General features: G+C 58.5%; 10 protein-coding genes and 1 other annotated feature (1 of these 11 cut by a window edge). All 10 genes read left to right on the top strand.

What is annotated here, in order from left to right:
- Positions 1–79: a binding site (T-box leader), on the top strand; it begins 172 nt to the left of the window's first position.
- Between the two features lie 105 nt (positions 80–184).
- The 10 genes from ACRTGH_RS01135 (at position 185) to ACRTGH_RS01090 (ending at position 13159) form a co-directional block, all read left to right on the top strand.
- Complete coding sequence (locus ACRTGH_RS01135; protein WP_368847301.1) at positions 185–2845, top strand: valine--tRNA ligase; 2661 nt, start codon at positions 185–187, stop codon at positions 2843–2845.
- Between the two features lie 13 nt (positions 2846–2858).
- Positions 2859–4163, top strand: coding sequence for a bifunctional folylpolyglutamate synthase/dihydrofolate synthase (locus tag ACRTGH_RS01130; protein WP_368847302.1), 1305 nt, complete (start codon positions 2859–2861; stop codon positions 4161–4163).
- A 1-nt stretch (position 4164) separates the two neighbouring features.
- Entirely contained in the window at positions 4165–5511 is a 1347-nt protein-coding gene (locus tag ACRTGH_RS01125; RefSeq protein WP_368847303.1) for an O-antigen ligase family protein, read from the top strand.
- A 260-nt stretch (positions 5512–5771) separates the two neighbouring features.
- Positions 5772–7271, top strand: a complete 1500-nt coding sequence (gene scpC / locus ACRTGH_RS01120; RefSeq protein WP_368847304.1) for a succinyl-CoA:acetate CoA-transferase ScpC — start codon at positions 5772–5774, stop codon at positions 7269–7271.
- A gap of 142 nt (positions 7272–7413) precedes the next feature.
- Positions 7414–9063 carry an acyl-CoA mutase large subunit family protein gene (locus ACRTGH_RS01115; protein WP_368847305.1) on the top strand — a complete coding sequence of 550 codons (1650 nt, stop codon included), beginning with the start codon at positions 7414–7416 and terminating at the stop codon, positions 9061–9063.
- A gap of 94 nt (positions 9064–9157) precedes the next feature.
- Complete coding sequence (locus tag ACRTGH_RS01110) at positions 9158–9550, top strand: cobalamin B12-binding domain-containing protein (protein ID WP_368847306.1); 393 nt, start codon at positions 9158–9160, stop codon at positions 9548–9550.
- Between the two features lie 131 nt (positions 9551–9681).
- Positions 9682–10620: a methylmalonyl Co-A mutase-associated GTPase MeaB gene (gene meaB, locus ACRTGH_RS01105; protein WP_368847307.1), complete on the top strand. Its 939-nt coding sequence runs from the start codon at positions 9682–9684 to the stop codon at positions 10618–10620.
- A 33-nt stretch (positions 10621–10653) separates the two neighbouring features.
- Positions 10654–11076 carry a methylmalonyl-CoA epimerase gene (mce, locus tag ACRTGH_RS01100; protein WP_314618654.1) on the top strand — a complete coding sequence of 141 codons (423 nt, stop codon included), beginning with the start codon at positions 10654–10656 and terminating at the stop codon, positions 11074–11076.
- Positions 11077–11470: 394 nt separating this feature from the next.
- The gene (gene mmdA, locus ACRTGH_RS01095) at positions 11471–13000 is read left to right on the top strand and encodes a methylmalonyl-CoA decarboxylase subunit alpha (RefSeq protein WP_368847308.1); all 1530 of its coding nucleotides are present in this window, start codon (positions 11471–11473) and stop codon (positions 12998–13000) included.
- A gap of 15 nt (positions 13001–13015) precedes the next feature.
- Positions 13016–13159: a hypothetical protein gene (locus tag ACRTGH_RS01090; RefSeq protein ID WP_368847309.1), complete on the top strand. Its 144-nt coding sequence runs from the start codon at positions 13016–13018 to the stop codon at positions 13157–13159.
- Positions 13160–13223 lie beyond the last annotated feature (64 nt).

Raw genomic sequence — 13223 nt, 5'->3', positions numbered from 1 at the left:
CCTTTGAGCCGTGGGGCGGCGTTTTGCTCCTCGCGGGAAGATAGGTGGTATCACGGAAGATGGCTCTTCCGTCCTTTCGGACGGGAGGGCTTTATTTGTTTGCGGACAACGGCTTTATGGCTGTGCGCTTTGCGCCGGTTTTGAAAGACGAGTTTTTGTCTGCTTCATCCAGGAGGTCTATTTCATGGCAAATGATAATATCCCAAAGGTTTATGAGCCGCAGTCCTTTGAAAAGAAATGGTATGAGTATTGGGAGGAGAATGATCTTTTCCATGCCGAGCCGGACGAGAAGAAAGAGCCGTTTTCCATCGTGATTCCGCCGCCGAATGTGACGGGGCAGCTGCACATGGGACATGCGCTCGACAATACTCTGCAGGACATCCTGATTCGCTGGCGCCGTATGCAGGGGTACAATACGCTCTGGATGCCGGGCTGCGACCATGCAGGCATTGCGACGCAGGCGAAGGTGGAGGCGGCGCTCCGCGAAGAGGGAACGAACCGCTACGAACTCGGGCGTGAGAAGTTCACGGAGCGTGTCTGGCAGTGGAAGGAAGAGTACGGCAGCCGCATCATGTACCAGCTCCGGACGCTCGGCTCTTCGTGCGACTGGGCGCGCGAGCGCTTCACGATGGACGAGGGATGTTCGCACGCCGTGCGCGAGGTTTTCGTGAGCCTCTACGAGAAGGGCTTGATCTATCAGGGCACGCGCATCACGAACTGGTGCCCCTCGTGCAATACGGCGCTTTCGGACATCGAGGTCGAGCACGAGACGGAGGCGGGGCATCTCTGGCATCTGCGCTATGCGTTCGAGGACGGCACAGGCTATGTCGAGATCGCGACGACGCGTCCCGAGACGATGTTCGGCGATACGGGCATCGCCGTGCATCCCGATGATGTACGCTACAAGGATCTCGTCGGCAAGAATGTCATCCTGCCCATCGTCAACCGCCCCATTCCCATCTTTGCCGATGAATACGTCGATCCCGCCTTCGGTACGGGCGCGGTCAAGGTCACGCCGGCGCACGACCCGAACGACTTCGAGATGGGCCTGCGCCACGATCTGCCGCAGGTGCGCGTCATAGAGAACGACGGCACGATGTCGGAAGACCTCGGCAAGTACGCGGGACTTGACCGCTACGAGTGCCGCAAGATGCTCGTCAAGGATCTCGAAGAAACGGGCGTGCTCGTTCGCACCGAGGCGCATGAGCATGCCGTCGGTCATTGTTCGCGCTGCCATACGACGGTCGAGCCGCTCGTTTCCAAGCAGTGGTTCGTGAAGATGGAGAGCCTGGCGAAGCCTGCGATCGAGGCGGTGCAGGATGGAAGGATCAAGTTCGTGCCCGAGCGCTTCACGAAGATCTATGTGAACTGGCTCGAAAATATCCGCGACTGGTGCATCTCACGCCAGCTTTGGTGGGGGCATCGCATCCCGGCTTGGTACTGCGAGGACTGCAAGGAGACGATCGTCTCGCGCGAGGATGTCGAGGCTTGCCCCAAGTGCGGCGGACATCACATTCATCAGGACGAGGATGTGCTCGATACCTGGTTCAGCTCGGGGCTTTGGCCTTTCGAGACGATGGGCTGGCCCGAGGAGACGCCCGAGCTTCAAAAGTTCTACCCGACGAGCGTGCTCGTGACGGGTTACGACATCATCTTCTTCTGGGTTGCGCGCATGGTCATGATGGGCTTGGAGTTCGGCAAGGACATCCCGTTCCGCCACGTCTTCATCCACGGACTCGTGCGCGACAGCGAGGGGCGCAAGATGTCGAAGTCGCTCGGCAACGGCATCGACCCCGTCGAAGTCATTGACAAGTACGGCGCGGACACGCTGCGCTTCATGCTGATCACGGGCAATACGCCGGGCAACGACATGCGCTTCTACTGGGAGCGCGTCGAGGCGGCGCGCAATTTCGCGAACAAGCTCTGGAATGCCTCGCGCTTCATGCTCATGAATCTCGAGGACTTTGATGCCGGATTCCGTCCGGAAGAGGCGGACTATACGCTGGCCGACCGCTGGATCCTGTCGCGCTGCCAAAAGACGGCGGAGGGTGTGACGCAGAACCTTGAGAAGTTCGAGCTGGGCGAGGCTGCGCGTATGATCTATGAGTTCATTTGGAGCGAGTTCTGCGACTGGTACATCGAGCTTGTGAAAGCGCGGCTCTATGACAAAGACGCAAAGGGCGAGCGCTCGAAGAAGACGGCAGAATACGTCCTCTCATACGTACTGGAGCGCACGCTGCGCCTGCTGCATCCCTTCATGCCGTTCCTCACGGAGGAAATCTGGCAGCGCGTGCCACATGAGGGCAGGAGCATCATGGTCGCGCCGTGGCCGGAAGCGGACGCCGCCCTTTTCGACGAGGCGGCGGAAAAGAGCATGGCGGTCATCATGGAAACGATCGTGCGCATCCGCAATATGCGCGCTGAAGTCGGCGCTGCGCCGGGCAAGAAGAGCGAGGTCATCCTGCACTTCGCCGATGCCGCGCTTTCCGCTGTCTTCGGGAAACATGCGGCGTATCTCGCCGCGCTCGCTGCGGCGGAGCCGGTGACGATCCTTGCGGACGGGGCGGCGAAGCCGGAGAATGCCATGGTTTCCGTTGTCGCCGGGGTCGAGGTCTATCTGCCGTTGAAGGGCCTCATCGATGTCGAGAAGGAGAAGGCGCGTCTCGAAAAGGAGCTGGCGAATCTTGTCGGCGAGGAGAAGCGTCTGGGCGGCAAACTCGCGAACGAAGGATTCGTCAAGAAGGCGCCGCCTGCCGTCGTGGAAAAGGAGCGCGAGAAGCTCGAAGCGGCGCGGGAAAAGAAGAAGGCCGTCGAAGAACGCTTGTCCTACCTTGCGAAGATTTGAGGAAGGTGGGGAAATGGATTACAAGGAAAGCCTGCAATATCTGGAGGGGCTCAATGTCTTCGGCTCGAAGCTCGGCCTTTCCCGCATCGAGCGTCTCGTCGCGCTTCTCGGCCATCCCGAATCCCGCTATGGGACGGTGCATGTTACGGGAACAAACGGCAAGGGCTCCGTTGCGGCTATGACGGCCTCGATCCTCAGCAAAGCGCATCGCAGGACAGGGCTTTACATCTCGCCGCATCTCACCTCGTATACAGAACGCATGGGAATCGACGGCGTGCCCATCAGCGAGGCGGATTTCGCGGCAGTGATTTCTTCTGCTGCCGCAGCTGCGGAAAAGATGCTTGCCGAAGGGGAGGAGCAGCCGACCGAGTTCGAGGTGATGACGGCGGCGGCGTTTCTCTACTTTGCCGAGAAGAAGGTGGATTATGCCGTGATCGAGGTCGGTCTTGGCGGTCTTTTGGATTCGACGAATGTCATCACGCCCGAGGTCTCTGTCATCACGAATGTGGCGCTCGAGCATGCCGACCGCTGCGGCGGCACGCTTGAGGGTGTTGCCGAGCACAAGGCGGGCATCATCAAGGACGGCGTGCCCGTTGTGACGGCGGCGGCAGGGGCGCCGCTCGCCGTCTTGCAGCGGACAGCCGAGGAAAAGGGCGCCGACATCTTCGTTTTGGGCGAGGATTTTTCGGCGAAAGCTGCGGGACATGACGCAGAAGGACAGCGCATGGATTTTTCCTCTGCGCTTCTCGGCATACGCGAGGCTCGCTATTCGCTTTCTCTCGCCGGCAGCTGTCAGATCGCGAACGCAGCGCTCGCCGTCATGGCGGCGGAGCTTCTGCGTTCGTCGAACCCGTCGATCGTGCAGGAAACGATTGCGGCGGGGCTGGCGGATACGAGGTGGCCGGGGCGCTTCGAACGCTTTTCTGCGGCGGGGCGCACGGTGCTTGTCGACGGGGCGCACAATCCCGCAGGTGCGGCGGCTCTCAAGGACAGCCTCGACACGTATTACCCCGACGAGGGGCGGGTGTTCCTCCTCGGCATATTGAGGGACAAGGATTACAAGACCATGCTGGCCACGCTGCTGCACAAGGGCGATATTGTCGTCATCACGCAGCCTGAATCCGAGCGTGCGGGAGATCCTGAAATCCTTGGCGCCTGTGCGCGGGAATTGGCCGCAAGGGTTGAAATAGTGCCCGATGCGGGGGAAGCGCTGGCGCGCGCCTTGGCACTGACGGATGAAAGGCGCATCCTCTGCGTTGCGGGCTCGCTCTACCTCATCGGCGAAATTCGCCAAATGCTGTTGAAAAGGGGGACATGATGTGACGACACGCGAAAGCATATCCTCGTATCTCGCGGGCGGCGTTTATTATGCCATCCTGCTGGAAGCCTTCCTCATCGCCCTTTCGCCTCCTCTGGCGACGGCGGCGCTTCTCCTCGGCGTCATCTTCTGGCTGGCGCGGCTCATCGCCGACAAGGAATGCCGGCACTTCCGCCGGCTGCCTTACGATGTGCCGGCCGCGCTCTTTGCACTCCTGGGCGCTGTGTCCATCTTCGTTTCGCCGGATCGGGGCTTCAGTTTCTATAACTATTACAACCTCATGGGCGTCTATCTTCTGACATATCTTCTGATTGGGCAGAATGTCCAAGCTCCGCAGGATATCCGGAAAATCGTCTACGCGCTGGGCCTTTCCTGTGTGATTGTTGTGCTCTATGGCTTTTATCAATTTGCCTTCGGCATAGATACGAGCGATATGAAATGGGTGGACGGCGAAGCCTTTCCCGATCTCAAGAAGCGCGTTTTCTCAACGTGGGAGAATCCCAACATCCTCGCGGGCTATCTCGACATCGCCATGTGCTTCGCATTCGCCTTCCTGCTGAAAATGAAAGACAGGAAGCGGCGCATCTTTTTCGGTGCGGCGCTCGTGCTCCTGGCCGCCTGCCTTGCCATGACGTATGCGCGCATGGCGTTTCTCGTCATCGCCGTCATCTTCGTGCTTTACGGCACGTTCCGCGACTGGCGTATACTTCTGGGGGTGGCCATTGTAGCGGGCGGCCTGCTTCTTATTGATTCCACGCTTTTTGAACGATTGGCTTCCGTGTTCACGAAGGTCGACACTTCGACGGAAATGCGCTTTGCGCTCTGGGAAAGCACGCTGGCCATGATCGGCGACCATCCGTTTTTCGGCATCGGCTGGGGCGCCTACTGGAAGGTCTACCCGACGTATGATTTCTACCTGCAGGGTGCGCCTGTCCTCATCGTACACGCGCACAACATGTACCTGAATTACGCGGCGGAAATCGGCATTGCCGGCGCCGTGGCCTTCGTTTGGTTCTTCTTCGGCACGATGGGGCTGGCGTTCTTCTCGAAGGTGCATGACAGCGAAGGCTTCCGTCAGGGATTCATGCTCGGGCTTGCCCTTGCGTTCCTTTCCATCGCCTTGAACGGCTTGACGGACGACGTGCTCTTCAACATCCCGTCTTCCATGCTGCTCTGGCTTTTGGCGGCGCTTGCTGCCGTGACCGATTTTGCGGGCAACGAGGAGGACGAAATCATCGCCATGGATGAACTGGCGGCGAGGAAGAGGCAAAAGCTCCGCGAGCTTCGCGAAAAGGCGCGCAAGAGCGGCGAAACATCGGAAAATAAAGGGGAAGAGACAGAAAATTGACTTGACGCTAAACCGTTGAAGTGGTATTCTTTAGCTTAGGATATAATTGTCGCATAGTAGTATGATAAGCCTCAGTTATCCTGTTTGCAGGCGATAGCAGGAAGCTATCGTCCGCAAACAGGCAGCCGGGCGAGATCGGATGCGGCGGCAATTCATCACTGGAAGCCCGGCTTTCCGGACATTCAGAAGCGAATGTACAGGAAGCGGCGGTTTCCGTAGATTACACGGGCCGGACGGCCTTGTGAGGGAGGATGTATTGAATGATTGACATCTCGGATCGCGTACGCAACAAAGACCTGCAGGCGAGGATCGTGAGTGCGGAGGAAGTGGCAGCCTTTATCAAGCCGGGTATGAGCATCGGCATGAGCGGCTTCACGGCTTCGTCGTACCCGAAAGCCATCCCGCTTGCCCTGGCCGAGCGCATGAAGAAAGAGCCTTTCACGATCGATCTCTGGACGGGTGCTTCCACAGGACCGGAGCTTGACGACACGCTTGCCGCTGTCCATGGGATCAAGAGGCGTCTGCCGTATCAGACGGACGCCATCCTCAGGGGCGAGATCAACGATGGTTCTGTTGACTATCTCGACCTCCATCTGAGTGAATCCGCGCAGCTCGCACGCGTCGGCTACCTCGGCAACCTCGACCTCGCCATTGTTGAGGCTGTCGCTATCACAGAAGAAGGCAACATCATCCCGTCGACATCGCTCGGCAACGCTGCTTCCTATGTGCAGCAGGCCGATGTCGTCATCGTCGAAGTCAACACGACCCAGCCGCTGGAGCTCGAGGGCATGCACGACGTCTATGTGCCGCTCGACCCGCCGAACCGTCTGCCCATCCCCATTGTGAAGGCGGACGACCGCGTCGGCACGCCGTTCATCCCCTGCACGCCGGACAAGATCAAGTACATCGTCCCGTGCGACATCAAGGACGGCACGCGCAACCTTGCACCGATCGACGAGAACTCGAAGAAGATGTCGCACTTCACGCTCGAGTTCCTCAACGAGGAAATCAAGGCGGGCCGTATGCCGAAGAACCTGCTGCCGCTGCAGTCGGGTGTCGGCAACGTCGCGAACGCCGTCATGGCAGGGTTCGTCGATTCCGACCTCACAGACCTCACGGTCTACACCGAGGTCATCCAGGACGGCATGCTCGACCTCATCGATGCGGGCAAGCTGAACTTCGCCTCGGGCACGGCGTTCTCGCCCTCGCCGGCAGGCATGGAGCGCTTCTACAAGGACGTTGCGAAGTACAAGAAGTACCTCTTGCTGCGTCCGCAGGAAATCTCCAACAGCCCGGAAGTCGTCCATCGTCTCGGCGTCATCGCCATGAACACGGCGCTTGAAGTCGACATCTACGGCAACGTGAACTCCACACACGTCACCGGCACGAAGATGATGAACGGCATCGGCGGCTCGGGCGACTTCGCAAGAAACGCTTTCCTGACGATCTTCTACACGCCTTCGATTGCGAAGAACGGCGCGATCTCGTCCATCGTTCCCATGTGCTCGCACATCGACCACACGGAGCACGATGTCGACGTCATCATCACGGAGCAGGGCGTCGCGGATCTTCGCGGTCTTGCACCGAGGGCGCGCGCCTTGGAGATCATCAACAACTGCGTGCATCCCGACTACAAGCCGGTGCTGCTTGACTATTACAACAGAGCCGTAGAGGCCACCAAGCATGCACACACACCGCACATCATCAAGGAAGCGCTTTCCTTCCATGAGAAATTCATCGAAACGAAGTCCATGAAGTAAGGCGCCGGAAACATTTTTGAACGGATCGGAAATAATTTAGGGAAAAAGAAGCGGCAAAAGACCGTTCGGACCTCTGCGGCAGGACACGCGGCGGACGGCCGGGTGCGCCACTTTCCGGTTTCCCTGACAGGAGGACAAAGATATGAGCAATGAGAAAATCCAGGCCGAGTTGGAAAAGTACGAGGCTGACCTGAAAAAGACCACAGCGAAATTCCCTCTGCGCAAGAACATTCCTGAGCAGGGGCTTTATACGCCGCTCGATGTTGAGGGCGGGAATTATGTCGACGACCTCGGCATTCCGGGGCAGTTCCCCTATACGCGTGGTGTGCAGCCTACGATGTATCGCGGCCGCTTTTGGACGATGCGCATGTACGCCGGCTTCTCCACAGCCGAAGAGTCCAACAAGCGCTACCGCATGTTGATCGAGACGGGCGCGTCGGGTCTTTCCTGCGCCTTCGATTTGCCGACGCAGATCGGCTATGACTCCGACGATTCGATTTCCGAAGGTGAGGTCGGCAAGGTCGGCGTTGCGATTGACTCGCTCGCCGATATGGAGACCCTCTTCGACCAGATCGATCTCGGCAAGGTCTCGACTTCGATGACGATCAATGCCCCGGCTTCCGTGCTCTTGGCGATGTACATCGCTGTTGCCGAGAAGCAGGGCGTTCCTGCGGATCAGCTCACGGGCACGATCCAGAACGATATCCTGAAGGAGTATGCGGCTCGCGGTACTTACATCTTCCCGCCGCGTCCGTCCATGCGCCTCATCACCAACATCTTTGCTTACTGCTCGAAGAATGTGCCGAAGTGGAACACCATTTCCATCTCGGGCTACCATATCCGCGAAGCCGGCGCTACGGCTGCCCAGGAAATCGCCTTCACGATCTCCGACGGCATCGCCTACGTCAACGCCGCCATCGAGGCAGGCCTCAATATCGACGACTTCGCAGGACGTCTCTCCTTCTTCTGGAACGCACACAACAACGTGCTCGAAGAAGTCGCGAAGTATCGTGCCTCCCGCCGCATCTGGGCGAAGGTCATGCGCGACCGCTTCCATGCGAAGAAGGACAAGTCCATGAAGCTCCGCTTCCATACGCAGACTGCAGGCTCCATGCTCACGGCGCAGCAGCCGGACAACAACATCGTCCGCGTCGCGCTGCAGACGGCGGCAGCCGTCATGGGCGGCACGCAGTCCCTCCATACGAACTCCCGCGACGAAGCGCTTGCGCTTCCGACGGAAGAGTCCGTCTCCATCGCTCTGCACACGCAGCACATCGTTGCGCATGAGAGCGGCCTCGCCGACGTCATCGATCCCTTGGCAGGCTCCTACTATGTAGAGGCCATGACGAACAAGATCGAGAAGGAAGCGATGGAATACATCAAGAAGATCGACGAGATGGGCGGCGCTGTCGCTGCCATCGAGAAGGGCTATATCCAGAAGGAAATCCAGGACAGTGCTTACGCCTGGCAGATGGATGTTGAGTCCGGCGCTCGCGTCATCGTTGGTGTTAACAAGTACCAGAAGGAAAATGAAGAGCCGCCGAAGGATCTCTTGAAGGTCGACGCCTCCGTCGGCGAGAAGCAGAAGAAGCAGCTCGCCGAAGTCAAGGCAAAGCGCGACAACGACGCTGTCAAGTCCGCGCTCGAAACCCTCAAGAAGGCGTGCGAGGATGAGAACGAAAACCTCATGCCGCACATCCTTGCAGCCGTCAAGACGTATGCGACGCTCGGAGAGATCTGCGGCGTCATGCGCAGCGTCTTCGGCGAATACGAGGCTCATACGTCCCTGTAATCAACAGGACTTCTTTGGCAGGGCCGCCCGTCATTCGGGCGGCTGCGCCTCAGGGATTTTTCTTTTCTCTACTTGGATTTGGAGGTAATTTCAAATGGCAAAAATCAGGGTATTGGTAGCAAAACCGGGCTTGGACGGTCATGACCGCGGCGCGAAAGTCGTCGCACGCGCTCTTCGTGATGCAGGCTTTGAAGTCATTTATACAGGTCTTCGCCAGACGCCGGAGCAGATTACGGAAGCAGCTCTGCAGGAAGACGTCGATGTCATTGCGATGAGCATCCTCTCGGGTGCGCATCCGCATCTTTTCCCCAAGGTCGTCAATCTCGTGCGCGAGAAGGGCATGACGGACACGCTGATCATCGGCGGCGGCGTCATTCCCGAGACGGACATCCCCGCCCTCAAAGAGGCCGGTGTTGCCGCTGTCTTTACGCCGGGTACGCCGACGACCGACATCGTCGATTTCATCAACGAGCATGTGAAGAAGTAATTACGATAGCTGCAGGGCTGACAGCAGACCGTCTGCCGCCAGCCCTGCTTCTATCCGTATTATGCGCGAAATTTCGGGAAACTCTGTGTTTCTCGGGATTTTCCGGAACAATGGCATAGGTGGTGCATTCCATGGATATAGCCAAGGAACTCCTGCAAGGAAATCGCTTAGCGCTTTCGAGAGCCATCACGGCGATCGAGAACGAAGCGGAAAATGCCATCGACATCATGAAGACGCTCTACCCCCATACGGGGCACGCCTATGTGCTCGGCATCACGGGTCCTCCTGGCGCCGGCAAGAGCACGCTGACGGACAAGATTGCCAATGAATACAGGAAGCAGGGCAAAACGGTCGGCATCATCGCCATCGACCCGACGAGTCCGTTTTCGGGCGGCGCCATCTTGGGCGACCGCATCCGCATGGCAAGTCTCGCGATGGACGAGGGTGTATTCATCCGCAGCATGGGAACACGCGGCAGCCTGGGCGGCCTTTCGCACAAGACGGCGGACGCCGTCAAGGCGATGGACGCTTTTGGCAAGGATATCATTTTTGTCGAAACCGTCGGCGTCGGCCAGTCCGAAGTCGACATCGTGCGGGCGGCCGATACGACGATGGTCGTATTGATCCCCGGCATGGGCGACGACATTCAGGCCATCAAGGCGGGTGTCTTGGAGATCGGCGACGTCTTCGCCATCAACAAGGCGGATCTTGACGGCGCGGACAAGCTCGTCAAGGAAATCAACATGATGCTCGACTTGGACGGCGTGATGAAAGATTGGCGTCCGCCCATCGACAAAGTCATAGCAAACCAGCAAATCGGCGTCAAGGAGCTTGTCGCATCTGTCGAGAAGCACCGCGCCTACATCGAGGAAAAGGGGATTCTCGCCGAGCGGCGCATGAAGCGCACGAAGGACGAGATGATCGACATCCTCGAAAGCAATATCGGCGCTTACGTCAAGAACAAGGTCGTTGACTCGGGCAAGCTCGACACGTTCGTCGCCGACATCAAGGCAGGCAGGACAGATCCTTACACCGTCACGCAGGACATCATGAAAAACATGCTCAAGTGACGGCAGATTTTTCTATTCTAGGAGGTAGTTCATATGTTCAAAGTTTTGGGTGTAGACCACATCGGCATTGCTGTCAACGATCTCGACGAGGTCGGCAAGTTCTGGACGGAGCAGATCGGCATTCCCTGCACGGGCAAGGAAGTCGTCGCTGAGCAGAAGGTCGAGACGAGCTTCAACCCGACGCCGAACGGCTCGGAGATCGAGCTCCTCGCAGCTACGGATCCGACGAGCCCGATCGCGAAGTTCATCGAGAAGAACGGCGGCCGCGGCGGCATCCAGCACATCGCGCTGCGCGTCGACAACATCGAGAACGCCATCGCCGACCTCATGGCGAAGGGCGTCAAGATGATCGACGAGAAGCCGCGCTACGGTGCGGGCGGCGCGAAAATCGCCTTCCTCCATCCGAAAGCCACGCACGGCGTCCTCCTCGAAATCTGTGAGCACGAAGACCGCTAAAAAGAATCCTTGGACGCTTCCCTGCCGCCCCTTGCGGCAGCAGGCGAGCCGCAAGGGGCGGCAGGGGTAAAGCGAAATGAAGGCTTCAATCGGTCTGCGCCCTTCGGGCTTGACCTCTTGGGGTTTCATGGTAAGCTACGCGCACAAACATCCACTTCGTGGACATTGTGCGCCGCCCTTACAGAAACCTAACCAATCGGTCTGCGCCCTTCGGGCTTGACCTCTTGGGGTTTCATGGTAAGCTACACGCACAAACATCCACTTCGTGGACATTGTGCGCCGCCCTTACAGAAACCTAGCCAATCGGTCTGCGCCCTTCGGGCTTGACCTCTTGGGGTTTCATGGTAAAATATAAGCATGGTCAAAGAGGATTCGAAAACTGAGGAGGAAGAGTATGGCTACAGTTCAGGAAAAAATTGCCCTCATGCACGCCAAGAAGGAGCATATCCAGCAGGGCGGCGGACAAAAGCGCATCGACAAGCAGCATTCGCAGGGCAAGATGACAGCCCGCGAACGCATTGAGAAGCTTTTTGACGAGAATACATTTGTCGAACTCGACATGTTCATGAAGCACCGCTGCACGAACTTCGGTCAGGATCAGAAAGATCTGCCGGGCGAGGGCGTCGTCACAGGCTACGGCACGGTTGACGGCCGTCTCGTCTATGCTTTCGCACAGGATTTCACCGTTGAAGGCGGCTCCTTGGGCGAGAAACATGCACATAAGATTTGGAAGGTCATGGACCTCTCGATGAAGATGGGCGCTCCTTGCATCGGCATCAACGATTCGGGCGGCGCACGCATCCAGGAAGCTGTCGATGCGCTTTCGGGCTATGCGGGCATCTTCTATCGCAACACGGCGGCTTCGGGCGTTGTCCCGCAGATCTCCGTCATCATGGGACCGTGCGCGGGCGGCGCTGTCTACAGCCCGGCCATCACGGACTTCATCTACATGGTCAAGAACACGAGCCAGATGTTCATCACGGGTCCGGCCGTCATCAAGTCCGTCACGGCGGAAGAGGTCACGGCGGAAGCCCTCGGCGGCGCCATGACGCACAACTCGGTCTCGGGCGTCGCGCACTTTGCGGCGGAGAACGAGGACGACTGCATCCAGCAGATCCGCTATCTGCTCTCCTTCCTGCCGAGCAACAACATGGACGATGCGCCGATCGTCGACACGGGCGACGATCCGTCCCGCATGGAAGAGTCCCTGAACACGGTCATTCCGGACAACCCGAATGCGCCGTACGACATGAAGGACGTCATCCGCGGCATCGTTGATAACGGCGAGTTCTACGAAGTGCATCAGCATTTTGCGACGAACATCATCACCTGCTTCGCACGCTTCGACGGCCGCTCCGTCGGCATCATCGCGAACCAGCCGAACGTCATGGCAGGCTGCCTCGACGTCAACGCCTCCGACAAGTCCGCACGCTTCATTCGTTTCTGCGATGCGTTCAATATCCCGCTCGTCAACCTCGTCGATGTTCCGGGCTTCCTGCCGGGCGTCGATCAGGAGCACACGGGCATCATCCGCCACGGCGCGAAGATGCTCTATGCCTACAGCGAGGCGACGGTGCCCAAGGTCACGGTCATCACGCGCAAAGCGTACGGCGGTTCCTACATCGCCATGTGCTGCCGTGAGCTCGGCGCAGACCAGGTCATGGCTTGGCCTTCCGCTGAAATCGCCGTCATGGGTCCTGCGGGCGCTGCGAACATCATCTTCCGCAAGGATCCCGACAAGGAGCAGAAAACAGCCGAATACGTCGAGGAATTTGCCACGCCGTACAAGGCAGCCGAGCGCGGCTATGCCGACATGGTCATCGAGCCGAAGGAGACGCGTCCCTATGTCATCACGGCCCTGAACGCTCTCGCCTCGAAGCGTGAGGTCGGCCCGGCCAAGAAGCATGGCAATATTCCGCTTTAATCGGGAGGTTCTTTTATGCAAAACGCAAAAGATGTCAAGCCTGAGGTCGCTGCGGTCATCGCCGCAGCCGTCCAGATGATGGTTGGCAATAAAGTCGTTGCCGTCAAGATCAAGCGCAACGACGCATGGGCAATGGCAGGTCGCCAGAGCATCCGTTAAGGAATCGCTGAATGCATCAGTGCTTTCTTAAAACGTAAGCGAAAACAAATTGAAAACTTGGAGG

The organism is Selenomonas oralis, assembly GCF_051603425.1.
Classification (GTDB): domain Bacteria; phylum Bacillota; class Negativicutes; order Selenomonadales; family Selenomonadaceae; genus Selenomonas; species Selenomonas sputigena_A.
This window is presented reverse-complemented; position numbering and strand designations above follow the sequence as displayed.